This is a genomic window from Pseudomonas sp. ok266, assembly GCF_900110195.1.
GTDB lineage: Bacteria > Pseudomonadota > Gammaproteobacteria > Pseudomonadales > Pseudomonadaceae > Aquipseudomonas > Aquipseudomonas neuropathica.
In genome coordinates this window covers 25,365-44,838 of the sequence record NZ_FOCU01000020.1, presented here as the reverse complement: position 1 = coordinate 44,838, position 19,474 = coordinate 25,365, and the positions used below count along the sequence as shown (strand labels likewise).

The following is a 19,474-nucleotide window of genomic DNA, read 5'->3' as shown; positions in this document are numbered from 1 at the left end:
ATCACTGGGTTACGCGCTTTGTTCTTGCAGCTCGTAGCTAGAAGCTTGCAGCTGCTTCACTGCGACTTCCGTACCCGTAGGTACCATTCGGAAAGAAGCCGTACCTGTTTGTCGGTGTAGCCGCGTTCGACCATTCGAGTGACGAAGTCGTTGTGCTTTTGCTGATCCTCCTTGCTGGCCTTGGCGTTGAAGCTGATGACTGGCAGCAGGTCCTCGGTGTTCGAGAACATTTTCTTCTCGATGACCACCCGCAGTTTCTCGTAGCTGAGCCAGGTCGGGTTCTTGCCGTTGTTGTTGGCCCGTGCGCGCAGTACGAAGTTGACGATCTCGTTGCGGAAATCCTTCGGATTGCTGATGCCGGCCGGTTTTTCGATTTTCTCCAGTTCTTCGTTCAGCGCGACGCGGTTGAGAATCTCGCCGGTTTCCGGATCGCGGTATTCCTGGTCCTGAATCCAGAAGTCCGCGTACAGCACGTAGCGGTCGAAGATGTTCTGGCCGTACTCGCTGTAAGACTCGAGGTACGCGGTCTGGATCTCCTTGCCGATGAATTCGATATAACGCGGCGCCAGATATTCCTTCAGGTAGCGCAGGTAGCGCTCGCGGGTTTCAGCCTGGAATTGTTCCTGTTCGATCTGCTGTTCCAGCACATAGAGCAGATGCACCGGGTTGGCAGCGATTTCATGCGGATCGAAGTTGAAGACCTTGGACAGGATCTTGAAGGCAAACCGGGTCGACAGACCGTTCATGCCTTCGTCGACGCCTGCCGAGTCGCGGTATTCCTGGATCGACTTGGCCTTTGGATCGGTGTCTTTGAGGTTTTCGCCGTCGTAGACGCGCATCTTCGAATAGATGTTGGAGTTTTCCGGCTCCTTGAGGCGCGACAGCACAGTGAACTGCGCGAGCATCTTCAGGGTGTCAGGCGCGCAATGCGCTTTGGCCAGGGAGCTGTTGAACAGCAGTTTGTCGTAGATCTTCACTTCGTCACTGACGCGCAGGCAGTACGGCACTTTGACGATATAGATCCGGTCGATGAACGCTTCGTTGTTCTTGTTGTTGCGGAAAGTGTGCCATTCCGATTCGTTGGAGTGGGCGAGCAGGATCCCGGTGAACGGAATCGCGCCGAGGCCTTCGGTACTGTTGTAGTTGCCTTCCTGCGTCGCGGTCAGCAATGGGTGCAGCACCTTGATCGGTGCCTTGAACATTTCGACGAATTCCATCAGGCCCTGGTTGGCACGGCACAGCGCACCGGAGTAGCTGTAGGCGTCGGCGTCGTTCTGTGGGTATTCCTCGAGTTTGCGGATGTCGACCTTGCCGACCAGTGCGGAGATGTCCTGGTTGTTCTCGTCGCCCGGTTCGGTCTTGGCTACGGCGATCTGGTTGAGGATCGACGGGTACAGTTTGACCACGCGGAACTGGCTGATGTCGCCGCCGAATTCGGCCAAGCGCTTGGTCGCCCAAGGCGACATGATGGTGTTCAGGTAGCGCCGTGGAATGCCGAAGTCTTCCTCGAGGATCGCGCCATCTTCGGTGGCGTTGAACAGACCCAGAGGCGATTCGAATACTGGCGAGCCCTTGATGGCGTAGAAGGGCACTTTTTCAATCAGCTGTTTCAGCTTTTCGGCCAGGGACGATTTACCGCCACCGACGGGACCGAGCAGATAAAGGATCTGTTTCTTCTCTTCCAGGCCTTGGGCGGCATGGCGGAAATACGAAACGATCTGGTCGATGCATTCTTCCATCCCGTGGAAGTCTTCAAAGGCCGGATAGCGACGGATCACCTTGTTGGAGAAGATGCGTGACAGCCTCGAATTGGTCGAGGTGTCGAGCAGTTCCGGTTCACCGATGGCCAGTAATAGACGCTCGGCGGCAGAAACGTAGGCGCTCCGGTCTTTTTTGCACAGCTCCAGGTACTCTTGCAGCGAGAGTTCTTCCTGGCGTGTGGACTCGAAGCGTTGTTGGAAGTGGCTAAAGATACTCATGACGTCACCTCGCTCGATACGTGGAGCCGACGCCGGATCACTCAGTCGATGCTGGCAAACAACCGTTTAGGCAGCTGTTTGTTTACCCCCCAGAACACTTTCACGATCGACAATCGTGAAAGTCACTCCCGATGACCCGTGCGCCGGTGTACCGGCTCTCCCCTGTTTTGGATGGCCTGGGCTTAAGGATAGTTGGGAATTCGGGAGGTAAAGGCGAGATACGTAATTAGTTGTGGCAAGACCGTTCGTCTGCCAGCGCGGGCCCACGGCAGCCGGGGCCTGCGCGTGACAAAAAAATTATTCGGCGGTGCCTTGCGCAGTTTCCGCAGGATAAATCGTACGCCACAGCTCGAAGCCGCCGTCCATGCTGTAGACGTCGGAGAAGCCTTGGCTGATCAGGTAGGCCGCAGCACCCTGGCTGGAGTTGCCGTGATAGCAGACGACGACGGTCGGCGCATCAAGGTCAGCGCCTTGAATGAAAGCGTGCAGGGAATGGTTGTCCAGATGCTTCGAGCCGCTGATGTGCAGGGCGGCGAAAGTCGCCGGGTCGCGCACGTCGACGACGACAGCACCTTGTTCACGCAGGGCCTGGGCCTGTTCCGGGGGGATTCGTTTGAATTCGCTCATGGCGGGTTCCTGTTGCTCGGCTGAAAGCGCAGTCTAACGCGGTGCGCTGACTGGCGAAGTTTCGGGGATAAGTGGTGCGACAGTTGGCGCGAGTCCGCCGTGTTCGTCGCATTTGCACGACAGCCGTTCGCCGCTGTCGACATTCATCAGGGTCAGGCTACCGCCCCAGACACAACCGGTGTCGAGCGCCGAGATACCTGGCTCATGGATATTGCCTTCGAGTGCCGCCCAGTGGCCGAAGATGATGCGCAGGCCTTTGGTCTTGCGATCCTTGTGCTGAAACCACGGTTTATATCCGGCGGGTGCTGTGTCGAGGCCTTCCTTGCTCTTGAGGTCGAGTTTGCCTTCGGCGGTGCAGAAGCGCATGCGCGTGAAGTAGTTGGTGATGACGCGCAAACGAGTCACGCCTTTGAGATCGTTGTCCCATTTCGCTGGATCGTTGCCGTACATGCCGTCGAGGTAGGCGAGCAGCATGTTGTCGTCTCGCAGGGCCGTTTCGACTTCGGCGGCGCACTTCAGTGCGCGGCTCAGCGACCATTGCGGTGGAATGCCGGCGTGAACCATGGCGACATCGCGCTGCTCGTCGTAGTGCATGAGCTTTTGTTGGCGTACCCATTCCAGCAGTTCCGCGCTGTCTGGGGCATCGAGAATCTCGCGCAGGGTGTCGGACTTTTTCAAACGCTCGATATTTTTAGCCGCTGCCAGCAAATGCAGGTCGTGGTTACCGAGCACGCAGACCAGCGATTCACGCATGCCATACAGAAAACGCAGGGTTTCCAGTGATTGCGGGCCACGGTTGACCAGGTCACCGACCAGCCACAGTCGATCAAGCTTTGGGTCGAACGCCACTTGCTTGAGCAGGCATTTCAGCGGTTCGAGGCAGCCCTGCAGGTCGCCGACGGCATACGTCGCCATCAGTGCAAAGACCCGGGCACGGCGAGGCGGAACGGCTTGATGATGGCGTCGAAATGTTTGCCATCGTCGGCGACCATTTCGTAGGAGCCCTGCATGGTGCCGACCTTGGTGGTCATCACTGTACCGCTGCTGTAGGTGTGGCTTTCGCCGGCCTCGATCAACGGTTGTTTGCCGACCACGCCAGCGCCGCGCACCTCCTCTACATGGCCATCACCGTCGGTGATCACCCAGTGCCGCGAAAGTAGCTTGGCCGGGATGGCGCCATTGTTCTGCACAGTGATGGTGTAGGCGAAGGCGAAGCGGTCGTGCTCGGGTTGCGATTGGTCTGCCAGATAGCGGGTGACGACGCTGACATCGACCTGGTAACGGGAATCGGACATGCAAGAGGCCTTAAACGAAGCGGAACGCGGGGCGTAGCTGATGGGGATTCAGTCTAGGCAAGTATCGGGCAGTAAACCAGAGTGGCGTCCTGCCCGATAGCGTTCATCGTTTATCAGTCGGCGGCGGGGGAGGCCGGGACTTGTACCGCGAGCTGGTCGGCCAGACGTACGAACGCGGCCAGATCCAGTTGCTCCGGACGCAAGCTGCCATCGACGCCGGCGGCTTCAATCTCGGCATTGCTGAGCAGTTGCTTGAGAGTATTGCGCAAGGTCTTGCGGCGTTGGTTGAACGCTTCGCGCACAACGCGCTCCAGCAGCTTGTGATCCTTGGCCGGGTGCGGCAGTACGGCGTGCGGCACCAAGCGGACGATGGCCGAGTCGACCTTCGGCGGCGGGTTGAACGCGCCCGGGCCAACGTTGAACAGGTGTTCCACACGGCAATGGTACTGAACCATGATCGACAGGCGACCCCAGTCACCACCGCCAGGACCTGCTGCCAGACGCTCGACCACTTCTTTCTGCAGCATGAAGTGCATGTCGCGAATGATGCCGGCATTGTTCAGCAGGTGAAAAATCAGCGGCGTGGAGATGTTGTACGGCAGGTTGCCAACCACACGCAGGCTGTTTGGCGCGGCGTTGAGCGTGTTGAAGTCGAACTTCAGTGCATCGCCCTGATGCAGATTGAAGTTGTCCTTGCCGGCAAACTGCTGGTTGAGGATCGGGATCAGATCCTTGTCCAGTTCCACCACGTCGAGTTGTGCGCCGGAGGACAGCAGGCCGGCGGTCAGTGCGCCCTGGCCCGGGCCGATTTCCAGCAGGCGGTCTTCAGACTTGGCGCTGATGGAGCGCAGGATGCGGTCGATAACGCCGGCATCGTGCAGGAAGTTCTGGCCAAAGCGTTTGCGCGCCTTGTGTTGGTATTGCTCGGTCATAAACGGGTCTCGGCCATCTGGTAGGCGGTTTCCAGGGCGACTTGCAGGCTGCCGGTGTCGATCTTGCCGCTGCCGGCCAGATCGAGGGCGGTGCCGTGATCGACCGACGTGCGGATGATCGGCAGACCCAGGGTCACGTTGACGGCAGCGCCGAAGCCTTTGTACTTAAGCACAGGCAAACCCTGGTCGTGGTACATCGCCAGCACTGCGTCGCAGTGCTCCAGATATTTGGGGGTAAACAGAGTGTCGGCAGGCAGCGGGCCACGAAGGTCCATGCCCTCGCCGCGCAGGCGCTCTAATGTCGGTTCAATGATGTCGATTTCTTCATGGCCCAGGTGGCCGCCTTCACCGGCGTGCGGGTTGAGTCCGCAGACCAGGATGCGTGGCTGGGCGATGCCGAATTTGTGTTGCAGGTCGCTGTGCAGAATCCGCGTCACGCGCTCCAGCCGTTCTGGTGTGATTGCGTCGGCAATCTCGCGCAGGGGCAGGTGAGTGGTGACCAGTGCCACGCGCAAACCACGCGTGGCGAGCATCATCACCACTTGGGCGGTATGAGTCAGGTCGGCGAGGAATTCTGTGTGCCCGGAAAAGGCGATGCCGGACTCGTTGATCACGCCTTTGTGCACAGGCGCGGTGATCATTCCGGCGAAATCACCGTTCAGGCAGCCATTGCCGGCGCGGGTCAAGGTCTCGAGGACGAATGCGGCGTTGGCTTTGTCCAGTTGCCCGGCAACCACGGGGGCGCTGAGCGGCGTATCCCAGACATACAGGCTGCCTGCGGGCGCCGGAGCGTCCGGCCAGTGATCAGGCGCAACATCCAGCAAAGTGACGGCCAGCCCCAGCTGCGCGGCCCGCTCAAGGAGCAAGTCGCGGCTGGTGATGGCAATCAGGGGATGTGGCTGGGCTTGCGAGGCGAGCAGCAGGCACAGGTCGGGACCGATGCCGGCTGGTTCGCCGGGTGTCAGCGCGAAACGCTTGGGTTTCACTGCGCTGCCTGGTCTGCACCAGGGAGTTTGATCTCTACGTACGCTTCGTCACGGATCTGACGCAGCCAGGTTTGCAGCTCTTCGTCGTATTTGCGGTTACGCAGTACGGTCATGGCTTGCTGCTCGCGGGCCTGTTCAGTGCTGTCAGTGGCGCGACGGCCAAGGACTTCCAGAACGTGCCAGCCATATTGAGTCTGGAATGGCTTGGACAGCTGACCTTGTGGGGTCTTGGCCATCACTTCGCGGAATTCCGGTACCAGTGCGTTCGGGTCGATCCAGTTCAGGTCGCCGCCGTTGAGCGCCGAACCCGGGTCTTCGGAATAGCTTTTCGCCAGAGTGGCAAAATCTTCACCGGCCAGAATGCGCTCGTACAAGGATTGAACCAGTGCCTTGGTCTTCGCTTCATCGCGAATCGGGCTCGGCTTAACCAGAATGTGACGTACATGCACTTCATCGCGCATCTGCGCTTCGCCACCACGTTTTGCCAGCAGCTTGAGGATGATGAAACCACCCGGCGTGCGTGCAGGTTGCGTGATGTCGCCAACAGCCATGCTGCTCAACTCGCGGTCGAACGGCGGAGGCAGTTGCGCGGCTTTACGCCAGCCCATGTCGCCGCCTTCCAGTGCGTTGTCGCTGCCGGACTTGGCAACGGCCATCTGGCCGAAGTCAGCGCCTTGCTTGAGTTGCTGGTAAACCTCCATGGCCTGACGGGCAGCGTTCTGAATCGCTTCAGAGTTGGCGCTTTCCGGCGTCGGGATCAGGATGTTGGCCAGGTGCAGCTCTTCGGACAGTTGCATTTTGCCCAGGTCGGAAGCGAGGAAGTTCTTCACTTCCTGCTCGGAAACCTGGATGCGTTCTGCCACGCGACGCTGACGCACGCGGCTGATGATCATCTCGCGTTTGATCTGGTCACGGGCGTCGTCGTAGGACAGGCCGTCGCGAGCCAGAGCAGCACGGAACTGCTCAACCGACATGTTATTGCGCTGGGCAATGGTGCCGACCGCCTGGTTCAGTTCTTCATCGGTGATACGGATGCCGGAGCGTTCGCCGATCTGCAGTTGCAGGTTTTCGACGATCAGGCGCTCAAGCACCTGTTGATCCAGTACGCCAGGAGGCGGCAGGCCGCCACCACGCTTGGCGATGGTCTGCTGCACTTCGTGGACGCGCTGGTCCAGTTGGCTCTGCATGACCACATCGTTGTCGACGATCGCTACCACTTTGTCGATGGATTGAACTGCGGCGTTCGCCGCAGTACCCAGGAACAGCGCGCCCAGCATCAGCGGGCGCAGACAATCAGAAAGCTTGGTCTTCACGTTCACGATAACCTTGAATGCCTTTGTCGAGGAAGCTCTCTACCTTGGCGCCAGTGAGGCCGCCGAGTCCCTTCAGAACAATTTGGAGGAAGACGCCATGGTCGCCTTTTTCGTTTTGCGGAGCTTCCTGGCTGAACTCGTCATAGGAAACCCAGTAACGGTTGATCAGGCGCAGTTTCCAGCAGCAGTTGTCGTACTCGAAACCACCGAAGGCTTCCAGGGTACGGTTACGGTTGTAGTCATACTGCCAGCGGCTGATCGCGTTCCACTGCGGAACGATCGGCCAGATGACCGAGAAGTCATGCTGCTGGATCTTGTAGTAGTCCTTCACGTAGCCAGGCTGGCCAGGGGTGCCGTAGTCACCACCGCCCACCGACCATTTACCGGTGTTCTGGTCGTAACGAACCTGGTCATTGCGATAGCGATAGCCGGCGTTGATAACCTTGTTCGGGTTGTCTTCAGGCTGGTAGTGGAACATCGCGCTGCCGGAACGTGGGCTGCGGCTGTCCGGATCCCAGTTGTAGTCGGCCGTGGTGCGCCAGTCGCGGTTCCAGCGGTATTCGTATTCCAGTGCATATGGCGAAACGTTGGACTTCGCATCGTCACGGGTTTTGGCGTCGATACCTGGCAGTTGAACTTCGCGATCCTTGAAGTACAGAGCCTGGCCGACACTGATGCGTTGACGTTCGAAACCGTCGTCTTCGATCCAGCGGCTGGTCACGCCCAGCGACAGCTTGTTCTCGTCGCCGACACGGTCGGAGCCGGAGAAACGGTTGTCGCGGAATAGCGAGGCGTAGTTGAAGGTGTATTCGCTGGTGTCGAATACTGGAATATCTTCCTGATTCTCCTCAGGTACATAGAGGTAGAACAGTCGCGGTTCCAGTGTCTGACGGTAGTTCTTGCCGAAGAAAGACGTATTGCGGTCGAAGTACAGACCGCTGTCGATGCTGGCAATTGGTACGCCACGGTTCTGGTTACTGCCGAACTTGCCGCCTACGTAATCAGTACCTGCCGCAGCTGCGGCATTTTGCTGATCAACGATTTGGGATTTGCCGGTACCGTCCAGATCCAATTGATACTGGGTGTACTGGTACTTGAGCGACGGCTTCAGGAAGCCATAAGTCCAGTTCATTGGCAGACTGACACCAGGCTTCAGGTTCAGACGGTCGCCGTTAGCGCGTGCAAGGCCTTGAACGTTGTTGTCCAGTCTAGACTCTGTCGTAATACCGTCTTCCTGAGTGAAAGTGCCGGTTTTCAGATCACGATCAAACCGGACAAGCTCGGTCTCGTAGTCGAAGTTCAGACCTTCCGGGTGATACGGCAGCTGACCATTGAAGGTGATCTGCGGCAGACGGCCATACGGCGTGATGTTGGAAACGGTTGCCAACTGGTACTGCTGCGCATTCAGGCGGGCGGTGTAGCTGTCGCCACGGTAAGTGATCGCGCCCTGCTGGTTCACGTAGTCACTGCTTTTCACGCCAATCTGATCAGTCTGCAGATCCTGGAAGTAATAAGGATCGCTGATCTTGGTGTAGTCGACTTCGGTGAGCACGCGGGAGTCGAGACCGCCCTTGTGCTGCCAGTTGTACATGTAACGGGTTTTTTCGTAGTCGGTCTGCTTGCTGCGCTCGGTATCGTCATCGTTCAGATACGCCGCACCAAACTGACCTTCACTCGACTTGGTCAGGTAACGGAATTCGCCTTCCACCAACATGCCGCGCTTGCTCATGTAGCGCGGGTACAACGTGGCGTCATAGTTCGGCGCCAGGTTGAAGTAGTACGGGGTGACCAGCATGAAGCCGGTATCGCTGCCGCTGCCAATGGTCGGCGGCAGGAAGCCCGACTGGCGACGGTCGTCGATCGGGAAGTAGATGTACGGCGTGTACAGAATCGGAATGTCTTTAACGCGCAACGTCACGTTGGTCGCGGTACCGAAGCCGGTGGCCGGGTTCAAGGTGATGTTGTTGCCCTTGAGCTGCCAGGCGTTGCTGTTCGGTTCGCACGTGGTGTACGTGCCGTCCTTCAAGCGGATGATCGCGTTTTCGGCACGCTTGGCGTACAGCGCGTTACCGCGGATGCGCGATTTGTGCATCACGTATTCGGCGTTGTCGACCTTGGCTTCACCGGTGTCGAGTTGCACATCGGCGTGGTCGCCGACGATCAGCGCGCCGTTGTCGCGGATACGTACATCGCCATTGAGTTCGGCGCGGCTCTCGGCCTGATACAGGCTGGCCTCGTCGGATTCGACCTGCATGCTGCCCTGACGCAGGACAACATCACCGGCCAGCGTACCGACTTGATCATCGGTGTTATAGCGCGAGGCTTTTGCGCCGATAAAGGTCGGAGCATCGCTTTTGTTCGTCTTGTCATTCATGCCAGGACGAATCGGTTCGATGTAGGCACCAGAGCAGTAAGGCCCGGTCTCGGCCAATTGAGCGGCGGTGAGCTTCTCGCGCGGAACCCAGTCGAGGTGACTGAAGTCTTCGCTACGGGATTTCAAACCGCGGCCCTTGGCTTCGGTGACCAGCGCCGTTTTAGGCGCTGTGTCGGCAGCCGAACCGTTCTCGGTCGCCGCTTCGCCCGTAGCACTGACGGCACTGCCGTCATGCACCGGACGCGGCGGCAACGCAGCAGCGGTTGATTTGGGCGCACAGGCCCAACCACCCGAAGCCGAGACGGAGCAGTCATACTGCTCGGCGGCAACAACGAATTGACTGGCCAGAGGTTGCATAGCCAGCAGACTGCCGGTTACCAACAACGGAAATTTTTTACGAAACGCGGGGGATTTCAATGCCATCTTATTAGTCCGGGCTTCCTGCGTGCCATCTGCCCGCGGTGTGGGCCGCACGCCTCTCGATGGTCTGAAAAAGATGCTGGATAATAAAGCATGACCCGCTTGACGGCTAGCGCCGTCGGAGACCCTTGCAATGCCTGACCAAGATGTACGCTTGCAACACCTGAAAGTTTGGCTCGATGAGCAGTTGGCAATCCTGTTTGCAGATCAGGGCTGGGGCACCGTGCCCCCGGCCACGTTGACTGCGGCCAGCAGCGACGCGAGTTTCCGCCGTTACTTCCGCTGGGAAGGCGAGGGGCGCAGCTTCGTCGTGATGGACGCACCGCCGCCCCAGGAAAACTGCAAACCGTTCGTGGATATCGCTTTTTTGCTGGCGAAATCCGGAATAAATGTGCCGAAAATTTATGCCGAGGACCTCGAGCGCGGATTTCTTTTGCTCAATGACCTGGGCAACCAGACCTATCTCGACGTGATCGATGGCGAAAATGCCGACGCATTGTTCGCCGATGCCCTGCAAGCGCTGCTGGCTTTTCAGCAATTGCCGATGGTTGCACCGTTGCCGAGCTACGACGTTGCCTTGCTGCGCCGTGAGCTGGAACTGTTCCCCGAGTGGTATGTGAAGCGTGAACTCGGTGTCGAATTTGATTCGACTCAGCAACAGCAGTGGCAGCAGGTTAGTGATCTGCTGATCGACAGCGCACTCGCTCAACCCAAAGTGCTGGTACACCGCGACTACATGCCACGCAACCTGATGCTCAGCGAACCGAATCCCGGCGTGCTGGATTTCCAGGATGCGGTTTATGGCCCGGTGACCTACGACGTGACCTGCCTGTTCAAGGACGCTTTCCTCAGTTGGCCTGAAGAGCGCGTGCGTGGCTGGCTGGAAAATTACTGGCAGCAAGCTTCGGCGCTGAACATTCCAGTGCAGCCGGACTTCGAAGACTTCCTGCGCGCCAGCGATCTGATGGGCGTGCAGCGCCATTTGAAAGTTATCGGCATCTTCGCGCGCATCTGCCACCGTGACGGCAAGCCGCGTTATCTGGCCGACGTGCCACGTTTCTTCTCCTATATAGAAGCGGTGATTGCGCGACGTCCTGAATTGGCCGAACTGCAAGCGCTGTTCACCAGCCTGCGGAGTGGAGCAACAGCATGAAGGCAATGATTCTGGCGGCAGGCAAAGGCGAGCGCATGCGTCCGCTGACCCTGACCACGCCGAAACCACTGGTGCGTGCCGGCGGTGTTCCCTTGATCGAATATCACCTGCGCGCCCTCGCGGCCGCAGGATTCAACGAGATCGTGATCAACCACGCCTGGCTCGGTCAGCAGATCGAGGATTATCTGGGTGACGGTTCGCGATTTGGTGTGAGCATTCAGTACTCGCCCGAAGGCGAGCCACTGGAAACCGGCGGCGGGATTTTCCGGGCGCTGCCGATGCTTGGCGATGATGCGTTCCTGGTGGTCAACGGTGATATCTGGACCGATTATGACTTCAGCGTCCTGCACCAGCCGATCAACGGACTCGCGCATCTGGTCCTTGCGGACAACCCGACGCATCACCCGAACGGTGATTTCACGTTGGCCGACGGCCAGGTGATCGATGGCCAGCCTGATGCTGCAACCCTGACCTACAGCGGCATCGCTGTGCTGCATCCGCAACTGTTCGATGGCTGCGTCGACGGCGCGTTCAAGCTGGCACCGCTGCTGCGCAAAGCCATGGCGGCTGGCGAAGTGAGTGGCGAGCGCCTGAAAGGGCACTGGGTCGATGTCGGTACGCATGAGCGTCTGGCTGAAGCTGAAACATTGATAGAAGCGAGTCGCTGACATGTTGTGGCCAGGGACTCTGATTGGAGCCGGAGCGGGTTTTGCAATCGCCAGCATTCCGGGGGCCATGCTTGGGGCATTGTTGGGGCAGGCGCTGGATCGGCGTCTGCACTTGCAGAGCTGGGGACACTTGCGGGAAAAACTCGGCGGTCGGCCGATGCTGCGCAACGACGAACTGTTGTTTGTGTTGCTCGGGCGTCTGGCCAAGAGTGATGGTCGGGTTACCGACGGGCATATCCAGCAGGCGCGCAACGAGATGCGTGCGCTGGAGATGAGTGAGCCGGCAACGCGCCGCGCCATCGCGGCATTCAACCGTGGCAAGTCTGAAAATGACAATCTGCGCGGTTATCTGCGGCGCTTGAGCGCGCAGCCCCATGCGGCCGAGGGTGTCTTGCGTGCGTGCTGGCGGATGGTCTGGGCCGATGGTCGTGCTGGCGTCAGCGAGCGTGAATTGTTGGCGCAGTGGGGCAAATGGCTGGGCTGGACAACGCATCAGGTGCAGGCGCTGGCCAGTGATTACGAACCGGGCAAGCGTCCGATCGTCAGTGCTGCAGTGAGCTATCAGGAGGCGATGCGTTTATTGGGCGTGTCGGCCTCCAGTGAACCGGCGCAGATCAAACGGGCCTATCGGCGCCTGCTCAGTCGTCATCATCCGGACAAGATTGCCGGAACGGGGGCGACGCCAGCGCAGGTGCGTGAAGCGACTGATAGAACCCGGGAGCTGCACAATGCTTACACGTTGATTCGTGAGCGGCGGGATTTTCGCTAGTCGTTAGAGCTGTGTTGGCGGTGATGGCACCTTCGCGAGCAGGCTCGCTCCCACATTGGATCTGTGCACACAATCCATTGTGGGAGCGAGCTTGCTCGCGAATGCGGGCGACTCGGTCTTATTCGGTCAGTCCATGTTCTGCGGATTCAACCAGCCACGCACCCGGCGGAACAACTGTTCCTGCTCAGCCTTGCTGTCTGGCAAGGCTCTGAGCGCCACTTGGCTGAACGCCGAAGTCTTCAAACGCTTGCTCGCCTGCATGCGCTCCAGCGCGGCGTTGCGATCCAGCGGCTTGTCCATGTAGAAAATATCTGCGGTCGGCAGCTTCAGCGTTGGCGTCAGCTCGGCCAGTGGCGGTTTGGCCTTGGCTGGCATCTGCGCATCGACCATGACGAACTTCTCTACCTGCGCGGTTTGTTTCTCGCCCAGGTATCGCGCGGCCCAATAGGCGCCAGTGCCGTGTCCGAGCACGACAATGCTGCGTGCGCTCTGCTGTTCGGCGTAGGCAATCGCGGCGTCGATGCGCGCGAAGATGCGTTCGGCGTCAGCCTTGGATTGTTCTTCAGTGGTTTCGGCGACCACTTGATCCGCCACTTCGGCTTCACCGCCAGCGGCTTGTTCAATTGGCTGCGCGGTGGTGGAGTCCTTGCTACCCGACTCCGGTGCTTTCGGCGCAACCGGCGCTTCAACCACGCGCGGTGCGATGGCGTCGCTTTGCAGGTCGGGCAGGGTGATACTCAGGCTGCTCCATTTTGCATCCGGCAGTTTGCGCCGCAATGGGCCGATTGCCTGCGGCCAGTCAGCGGTTTCGCCGGCGCCAGGGATGATGATCACCGCGCCTTTGGGCTCGGCGGTGTTGGCCGGTTTCCACAGGGCGAGGAAGCTGTCGCTGCCGGCCTGCAATTGTTGCTGTTCTTGCGCCGGGACTTTACGTTCCAGTGCGGCGGCCTCTTCCTGACTACGCTCTAGCAGTGGCTGGCGTTCGGCCGGTTTTTCTTCTGCCGGTTTTTCCGCCGCAGGAGTGGGGTCGGCGGCGTTGACGGAAAACGCACAGGGCAGGATCAGCGACAGGCACAATGCTGGCATTGCCAGGCGGTAAACAGAGGGCATCGGTTATTCCAGGCCAGAAAGTATCCCGGCAGCCTAATGGGTTGGTCAGAATTTGTCAGTGTATGAGACTTCAATGAAGCGATTTTGCTGCCTGTGGGTTATCGGCTGTTTGTGGTTTCCCTTGATGGGCTGGGCGGCGCCTGCGCCCCCGGCCCACGTTGCGCAATTGTCGGCGGGCCAGCAGCAATGGCTGGCGCAGCACAATGAACTGCGCGTCGGTCTGGTCCTGCAAGCACCGTATGCGCAATACGACCGGCGTTTGCAGCGGCTGTCCGGGGCCAATGTCGAACTGATGAAGTTGTTGGCCAAGACGCTCAATGTCGAACTGAGCTGGCGTAACTTTCAGGATCTCGCACAACTGGAAACCGCCGTGCGCGAGGGCGAGATCGATATCGCTCCGGGCCTGAGTCAAACCCCGAGTGCGTTGCGTCTGTGGCAGTTCTCCGATCCCTACATGCGCGTGCCGCAACTGGTGGTCAGTGATCAGAAGGCCAGTGGCGTGATCGATCTGGAGAAACTCGACAGCCAGGTCCGCGTCGCCGTGCGCATGCCCAGCAGTACTGCCGATTACCTGCGCGGCAACTATCCACACCTGAACCTGCAAGGCGTGCCGCTGGAGCGTCAAGCCTTGCAGTTGCTGTTGACGCAGCAGGCTGCCTACGCCGTGGTCGACGAGGCACAACTCGGGCGGTTGTCGGTAGAGCCGGAGTTCGCCGAGCTGGTGGTGGTCGGCGATATCGGCCTGCCGCAACTGCTGCGAGTCGGTTCGCGCCGTGATTGGCCGGAGCTGGCCGGTATTGTGCAAAGTGCTTTGCGCGCGATTCCGGCCAAAGATCTGGAGCAACTGCACAACCAATGGCTGCAACCGAAATACCCGCGACTGTCGGAGTCGCCCGGCTTCTGGCAGAACCTCAGTCTGTTATTTGCGGTGATGCTGCTCAGTTGTGTCGCGATCGTGTTCTGGCAGCGCCGCCAACAGCACAGCCTGGAGCAGCGATTGCTGGCCGCCCGGGAAGACATCGCCTTGCGCGCGGCCAGCGAAGAAGCGCTGCGGTTGACGCAGTTCTCCATCGATCAAAGCACCGTCGGCATCCTCTGGGTCAACTGGGACAGCCATGTGCGCTACGCCAATCGCGCGGCGGAAAACATGCTCGGTTACCCCTCAGGCGGGTTGATCGAGCGTCCCCTGATCGACTTCGAGCCGGGGCTGCACATGGATCGCTGGCTCAATCTGTGGAAGCGCGCGCGGGCCAGCGAAGAAGGGCCGCTGAGTTTCGAAACCAGTTGCGTGCGCGCCGACGGCAGTGTTTTGCCCGCGGACGTGTCGCTGAGTTTCCTGCGCTTTCGCGACAGCGAATACCTGGTGGTTTACCTCACCGATGTCACCGAGCGCCGCCGGGCTCTGGCGGCGTTGCAGGAAAGCGAGGCGCGACTGCAAGGCATTGCGGCGAATGTGCCGGGGCTGGTGTTCCGTCTGGAGCGGGCGCCGGTGACCGGGCAGATCGACTTTGCCTATATCAGCGAGGGCAGCGAAAGTCTGGTCGGCTATGCCCCGGCCGCCATTGCCCATCGCGACATGGGCCTGCGCAGCCTGGTGCATCCCGACGATAAGGCGAGTTATCACTGCACTCAGGATCAGGCGCTGGACACCGACAGTGACTGGTCATGGCAGGGCCGGATCCTCACGCGCCAGGGCGAGCAGCGCTGGGCCGAGATCAAAGCGATCACCCGGCAACTGGAGGACGGCGCGTATGTCTGGGACGGTATCGTCTGGGACATCAGCGAGAGCAAGCGTATCGAGCTGGAACTGGCGGCCTCCCGCGAGCAACTGCGCGAACTGTCGGCGCACCTTGAAAGCGTGCGTGAAGAAGAGAAGGCGCGAATTGCCCGCGAGGTTCACGACGAATTGGGGCAGATGTTGACGGTGCTGAAACTGGAAACATCGATGTGCGAACTGGCCTACGCGCAACTCGATCCCGGTCTGAACGAACGGTTGAACAGCATGAAGCGCCTGATCGCCCAGTTATTTCAATTGGTGCGTGATGTGGCGACGGCGCTGCGACCACCGATTCTCGATGCCGGGATTGCGTCGGCAATCGAGTGGCAGGCGCGGCGCTTCGAGGCGCGTACGCAGATTCCGTGTCTGGTGCAGGTGCCGGACAATCTGCCGGCGCTCAGTGATGCCAAGGCGATTGGCCTGTTCCGGATCTTGCAGGAGGCGCTGACCAATGTGATGCGCCATGCCCAGGCGCATACTGTGGAACTGACGCTGGCACTGGAGGGCGACGAATTGTGCCTGACGGTCAGTGATGATGGCGTAGGATTTGCCCCCGCTGGCGGTCGGCCGACTTCGTTTGGTCTGGTGGGCATGCGCGAACGGGTGCTGATCATGGGCGGGAGGTTGACGCTGGAGAGTGAGCCGGGGGAGGGCACCAGTCTGGTGGTGCGGGTGCCGGTGAGTGAGGTTTGAAAATTTGTGGTGTTTGGGCTGACGCTATCGCGAGCAGGCTCGCTCCCACAGGGATTGGTGTGTACCTGAAATCTGGAGAAAAGATTTGATCCGTGTACTGGTAGCCGAAGACCACACCATTGTCCGCGAAGGCATCAAGCAATTGATTGGCCTGGCCAAGGATCTGCAAGTGGTGGGCGAGGCGAGCAATGGTGAGCAACTGCTCGAAACCCTGCGCAATGTGCCGTGCGAAGTGGTGCTGCTCGACATCTCCATGCCCGGGGTCAATGGCCTCGAAGCGATCCCGCGCATCCGTGCTCTGAACAATCCGCCAGCGATTCTGGTGCTGTCGATGCATGACGAAGCGCAGATGGCTGCTCGGGCGCTGAAGGTTGGCGCCGCCGGGTATGCGACCAAGGACAGTGATCCGGCGTTGTTGCTCACCGCCATTCGCAAGGTCGCGGCCGGTGGGCGTTACATTGATCCGGATCTGGCGGATCGCATGGTCTTTGAAGTCGGCCTGACCGATGCGCGGCCGCTGCATTCGTTGCTGTCGGAGCGCGAATTCTCGGTGTTCGAGCGCCTGGCCCAAGGCGCCAACGTCAACGACATCGCCCAGCAACTGGCCCTGAGCAGCAAAACCATCAGCACCCACAAGGCGCGGCTGATGCAAAAGCTCAACATCACCTCGCTGGCCGAACTGGTGAAATACGCGATGGAACACAAACTCCTCTGATCAGCACTGTTCCCCTGTGGGAGCGAGCCTGCTCGCGAATGCGGTGTATCAGTCACAGAATGAGTTGAATGACCCACCGCTTTCGCGAGCAAGCTCGCTCCCACAGGGTTCTTTGTTCAGCTCTCGATGTGCGCATATCCATTAACGACAGGCGCTTTTGCTTGTTCTTGCAGCCTGCAACTCAACCCTCGCCACTGCCTTATCCATTAGCGCCATCCTTGTAGGGCAATCCCTACCCCCAACCTTCCATCCGGCTGAGGCGATTCTCTCCTGCGCCCCGATTTGCGCGCCTGTCAGCAGCCACTAGGCTTAACCCACAAGCAGTCATCAACAACAAAGGTGTGGGTATGAGCCAGGTCGATACAAACGCAGGGGCCAGTGATGTACTGGTCAGCTTTCGTGGAGTGCAGAAGAGCTACGACGGCGAGAACCTGATCGTCAAAGACCTCAACCTGGACATCCGCAAAGGCGAATTTCTCACCCTGCTAGGGCCATCCGGTTCCGGCAAGACCACTAGCCTGATGATGCTCGCTGGCTTCGAAACACCGACCGCCGGCGAAATTCTGCTGGCCGGGCGTTCGATCAACAACGTGCCGCCGCACAAGCGCGACATCGGCATGGTGTTCCAGAACTACGCGCTGTTCCCGCACATGACCGTGGCGGAAAACCTCGCGTTTCCACTGACCGTCCGTGGCCTGAACAAAAGCGACGTCAGCGACCGCGTGAAAAAAGTCCTCAGCATGGTTCAGCTCGACGCGTTCGCCTCGCGTTATCCGGCGCAACTGTCCGGCGGTCAGCAACAGCGTGTGGCATTGGCCCGTGCGCTGGTGTTCGAACCGCAACTGGTGCTGATGGACGAGCCTCTTGGCGCCCTCGACAAGCAACTGCGTGAACACATGCAGATGGAAATCAAACACCTGCACCAGCGCCTCGGTGTGACCGTGGTCTATGTGACCCACGATCAGGGTGAAGCGCTGACCATGTCCGACCGCGTGGCGGTATTCCATCAAGGCGAAATCCAGCAGATCGCCCCGCCCCGCACCCTTTACGAAGAGCCAAAAAACACCTTCGTCGCCAACTTCATCGGCGAGAACAACCGCCTCAACGGCCGCCTGCTCAGTCAGAGCGGCGAGCGTTGCGTGGTCGAGTTGGGCCGTGGCGAAAAGGTCGAGGCGCTGGCGGTCAACGTCGGCCAGACCGGCGAACCGGTGACCCTGTCGATCCGTCCGGAGCGCGTCAGCCTCAACGGTTCGAGTGATCAATGCGTTAACCGCTTCTCAGGGAGGGTGGCGGAATTCATCTATCTGGGCGACCACGTCCGGGTGCGCCTGGAAGTCTGCGGCAAGACCGACTTCTTCGTGAAACAACCGATTGCCGAGCTCGATCCTGCGCTCGCCGTCGGTGACGTGGTACCGCTTGGCTGGCAGGTCGAGCACGTACGCGCGCTTGATCCGCTTTTAGAGGCGAACTGATCGCCCCGGCAATACCAACACCAACCCTGCACGTGGAGAGAACAATAAATGTTGAGATCCCTGAAGTTCACCGCCCTGACCCTGGGCCTGATGGGTGCGGCCAGCGCGATGGCCGCCGGCCCGGATTTGACCGTGGTGTCGTTTGGCGGGGCGAACAAGGCGGCGCAAGTCAAAGCCTTCTATGCACCGTGGGAAGCTGCGGGCAACGGCAAGATCGTCGCCGGCGAATACAACGGCGAAATGGCCAAGGTCAAAGCCATGGTCGACACCAAGAGCGTGTCGTGGGATCTGGTGGAAGTTGAATCGCCAGAGCTGTCCCGTGGCTGCGACGAAGACATGTTCGAACAACTCGACCCGGCACTGTTCGGCAAGACTGAAGACTACGTCAAAGGCGCGATTCAGCCGTGCGGCGTGGGCTTCTTCGTGTGGTCGACCGTACTGGCTTACAACGCCGACAAGCTGAAAACCGCGCCGACCAGTTGGGCGGATTTCTGGGACACCAAGAAATTCCCGGGCAAGCGTGGCCTGCGCAAAGGCGCCAAGTACACCCTCGAATTCGCGCTGATGGCCGACGGTGTGGCGCCGAAAGACGTCTACAAAGAGCTGGCGAGCAAGGGTGGCCAGGATCGTGCGTTCAAGAAGCTTGATGAGCTGAAGCCAAGCATTCAGTGGTGGGAAGCCGGCGCGCAACCGCCGCAATACCTCGCTTCCGGTGACGTAGTGATGAGCTCGGCCTACAACGGTCGCATCGCTGCCGTGCAGAAGGAATCCAACCTGAAAGTGGTGTGGAACGGCGGCATCTACGACTTCGACGCCTGGGCCATCCCGAAAGGTCTGGACGCCAAGCGCGCCGAAGCGGCGAAGAAATTCATCGCTTACTCAGTACAGCCGCAGCAGCAGAAAACCTACTCGGAAAACATCGCCTACGGCCCGGCCAATACCCAAGCCGTACCGCTGCTGGCCAAGGATGTTCTGAAAGACATGCCGACCACCCCGGAAAACATCGCCAACCAGGTGCAGATCGACGTCAGCTTCTGGGCTGACAACGGCGAGCAACTGGAGCAGCGCTTCAACTCCTGGGCTGCGAAATAACCGAGGGCTCGCTCTCCTGTGGGAGCGAGCTTGCTCGCGAAAGCGCCAGTACATTGAACATTGATGTCGACTGATGCGCCGCCTTCGCGAGCAAGCTCG

16 protein-coding genes are annotated in these 19,474 nt (G+C 59.6%); 7 read left to right on the top strand and 9 right to left on the bottom strand.

Annotation, left to right across the window (positions count from 1 at the left end; all coding sequences use genetic code 11):
* Nucleotides 1-56: 56 nt before the first annotated feature.
* The 8 genes from BMY54_RS28585 to BMY54_RS28550 all read right to left on the bottom strand — a co-directional run bounded on the left by BMY54_RS28585 (nt 57) and on the right by BMY54_RS28550 (nt 9,929).
* Nucleotides 57-1,979, bottom strand: coding sequence for a PrkA family serine protein kinase (locus tag BMY54_RS28585; protein ID WP_007910115.1), 1,923 nt, complete (start codon nt 1,977-1,979; stop codon nt 57-59).
* Between the two features lie 297 nt (nt 1,980-2,276).
* Nucleotides 2,277-2,606 (bottom strand): thiosulfate sulfurtransferase GlpE, encoded by a 330-nt coding sequence (gene glpE, locus BMY54_RS28580; protein ID WP_093441952.1) that lies wholly within the window; start codon nt 2,604-2,606, stop codon nt 2,277-2,279.
* A gap of 33 nt (nt 2,607-2,639) precedes the next feature.
* Complete coding sequence (locus BMY54_RS28575) at nt 2,640-3,521, bottom strand: symmetrical bis(5'-nucleosyl)-tetraphosphatase (RefSeq protein ID WP_093441948.1); 882 nt, start codon at nt 3,519-3,521, stop codon at nt 2,640-2,642.
* Nucleotides 3,521-3,901, bottom strand: a complete 381-nt coding sequence (gene apaG / locus BMY54_RS28570) for a Co2+/Mg2+ efflux protein ApaG (protein WP_093441944.1) — start codon at nt 3,899-3,901, stop codon at nt 3,521-3,523. The genes BMY54_RS28575 and apaG overlap by 1 nt, the downstream gene beginning before the upstream one ends.
* Nucleotides 3,902-4,014: 113 nt before the next feature.
* Entirely contained in the window at nt 4,015-4,833 is an 819-nt protein-coding gene (gene rsmA, locus BMY54_RS28565) for a 16S rRNA (adenine(1518)-N(6)/adenine(1519)-N(6))-dimethyltransferase RsmA (RefSeq protein ID WP_093441939.1), read from the bottom strand.
* Nucleotides 4,830-5,819 (bottom strand): 4-hydroxythreonine-4-phosphate dehydrogenase PdxA, encoded by a 990-nt coding sequence (pdxA, locus tag BMY54_RS28560; RefSeq protein ID WP_093441935.1) that lies wholly within the window; start codon nt 5,817-5,819, stop codon nt 4,830-4,832. Before pdxA ends, rsmA begins: the two co-directional genes overlap by 4 nt.
* Nucleotides 5,816-7,132: a peptidylprolyl isomerase SurA gene (gene surA, locus BMY54_RS28555; protein WP_139213452.1), complete on the bottom strand. Its 1,317-nt coding sequence runs from the start codon at nt 7,130-7,132 to the stop codon at nt 5,816-5,818. Before surA ends, pdxA begins: the two co-directional genes overlap by 4 nt.
* Nucleotides 7,113-9,929 (bottom strand): LPS-assembly protein LptD, encoded by a 2,817-nt coding sequence (locus BMY54_RS28550; protein WP_093441930.1) that lies wholly within the window; start codon nt 9,927-9,929, stop codon nt 7,113-7,115. The genes surA and BMY54_RS28550 overlap by 20 nt, the downstream gene beginning before the upstream one ends.
* Before the next feature lie 130 nt (nt 9,930-10,059).
* On the opposite strand from BMY54_RS28550, the gene BMY54_RS28545 reads away from it, so the two are divergent.
* Genes BMY54_RS28545 through BMY54_RS28535 form a run of 3 tightly spaced genes read left to right on the top strand, consistent with a single transcriptional unit; the run spans nt 10,060 to nt 12,516 of the window.
* On the top strand, nt 10,060-11,079 hold the full coding sequence (locus BMY54_RS28545) for an aminoglycoside phosphotransferase family protein (RefSeq protein WP_093441926.1): 1,020 nt from the start codon (nt 10,060-10,062) through the stop codon (nt 11,077-11,079).
* Nucleotides 11,076-11,747, top strand: a complete 672-nt coding sequence (gene murU, locus BMY54_RS28540; protein ID WP_093441923.1) for an N-acetylmuramate alpha-1-phosphate uridylyltransferase MurU — start codon at nt 11,076-11,078, stop codon at nt 11,745-11,747. The genes BMY54_RS28545 and murU overlap by 4 nt, the downstream gene beginning before the upstream one ends.
* Before the next feature lies 1 nt (nt 11,748).
* Nucleotides 11,749-12,516, top strand: coding sequence for a TerB family tellurite resistance protein (locus BMY54_RS28535; RefSeq protein WP_093441918.1), 768 nt, complete (start codon nt 11,749-11,751; stop codon nt 12,514-12,516).
* A 126-nt stretch (nt 12,517-12,642) separates the two neighbouring features.
* Here the strand turns inward: BMY54_RS28535 and BMY54_RS28530 are convergent, their stop codons facing one another.
* Nucleotides 12,643-13,626, bottom strand: coding sequence for an alpha/beta hydrolase family protein (locus tag BMY54_RS28530; protein WP_093441912.1), 984 nt, complete (start codon nt 13,624-13,626; stop codon nt 12,643-12,645).
* A 73-nt stretch (nt 13,627-13,699) separates the two neighbouring features.
* Between BMY54_RS28530 and BMY54_RS28525 the strand changes: the two genes are divergently transcribed.
* The 4 genes from BMY54_RS28525 to BMY54_RS28510 all read left to right on the top strand — a co-directional run bounded on the left by BMY54_RS28525 (nt 13,700) and on the right by BMY54_RS28510 (nt 19,375).
* Nucleotides 13,700-16,096, top strand: a complete 2,397-nt coding sequence (locus tag BMY54_RS28525; protein ID WP_093441907.1) for a PAS domain-containing sensor histidine kinase — start codon at nt 13,700-13,702, stop codon at nt 16,094-16,096.
* 85 nt (nt 16,097-16,181) lie between these two features.
* Nucleotides 16,182-16,811, top strand: coding sequence for a response regulator (locus BMY54_RS28520; RefSeq protein ID WP_093441901.1), 630 nt, complete (start codon nt 16,182-16,184; stop codon nt 16,809-16,811).
* Between the two features lie 347 nt (nt 16,812-17,158).
* A complete protein-coding gene (locus tag BMY54_RS28515) occupies nt 17,159-18,283 on the top strand; it encodes an ABC transporter ATP-binding protein (protein WP_038363353.1) in 1,125 nt (374 codons plus the stop codon).
* A 48-nt stretch (nt 18,284-18,331) separates the two neighbouring features.
* Nucleotides 18,332-19,375, top strand: coding sequence for an ABC transporter substrate-binding protein (locus BMY54_RS28510; protein ID WP_008085222.1), 1,044 nt, complete (start codon nt 18,332-18,334; stop codon nt 19,373-19,375).
* The last annotated feature ends 99 nt before the right edge of the window (nt 19,376-19,474 follow it).